The sequence below is a fragment of the uncultured Endozoicomonas sp. genome (assembly GCF_947495845.1).
Taxonomy (GTDB): Bacteria; Pseudomonadota; Gammaproteobacteria; order Pseudomonadales; family Endozoicomonadaceae; genus Endozoicomonas.
In genome coordinates this window covers 1-868 of the sequence record NZ_CANMAO010000093.1, presented here as the reverse complement: position 1 = coordinate 868, position 868 = coordinate 1, and the positions used below count along the sequence as shown (strand labels likewise).

Annotated in this window: 1 protein-coding gene; it reads right to left on the bottom strand. The window is 54.1% G+C overall.

Annotation, left to right across the window (positions count from 1 at the left end; translation table 11 throughout):
- A partial coding sequence (locus Q1B11_RS20230; RefSeq protein ID WP_299735825.1) for a hypothetical protein occupies window positions 1–868 on the bottom strand: 868 nt, incomplete at both ends.

Below are 868 nucleotides of genomic sequence, written 5' to 3'. Positions count from 1 at the left end.
GGTTTGTCCTTAACGTCCTCGTCTTTGCCCGCCTGCCAGCCCTCTTTCAGGCAGGGCAGCTTCAGGAAGGCTTCCACGTCCGCCTTTTTCGGTAAGCCTTTGCTATTACACATGGAAGAAATATTGGTGACCATTGCCCGGTCGAGCGGTTTGTCTTTAACGGCATCGTCTTTGCCCGCCTGCCAGAGCTTTTTCAGGCAGGTCAACTTCAGGAAGGCTTCCACTTTCTTCTTTTCCGGTAAGCCTTTGCGGCTACACATGGAAGAAATATTGGTGACCAGTGCCCGGTCGAGCGGTTTGTCCTTAACGTCCTCGTCTTTGCCCACCTGCCAGCCCTCTTTCAGGCAGGGGAGCTTCAGGAAGGCTGCCAATTTCTTCTTTTCCGGTAAGCCTTTGCCGCTACACATGCAAGAAATGTTGGTCACCAGTGCCCGGTCGAGCGGTTTGTCCTTAACGGCATCGTCTTTGCCCGCCTGCCAGCCCTCTTTCAGGCAGGGCAACTTCAGGAAGGCTTCCACTTTCTTCTTTTCCGGTAAGCCTTTGCCGCTACACATGGAGGAAATATTGGTCACCAGTGCCCGGTCGAGCGGGTTATCCTTAACGGCATCGTCTTTGCCCGCCTGCCAGCCCTCTTTCAGGTAGGGCAGCGTCAGGAAGGCTTCCACTTTCGTCTTTTCCGGTAAGCCTTTGCCATTACACATGGAGGAAATATTGGTCACCAGTGCCCGGTCGAGCGGTTTGTTCTTAACGTCCTCGTCTTCGCCCGCCTGCCAGCCCTCTTTCAGGCAGGTCAGCGTCAGGAAGGCTTCCACGTCCGCCTTTTTCGGTAAACCTTTGCTATGACACATGGCAGAAATATTGGTGACCA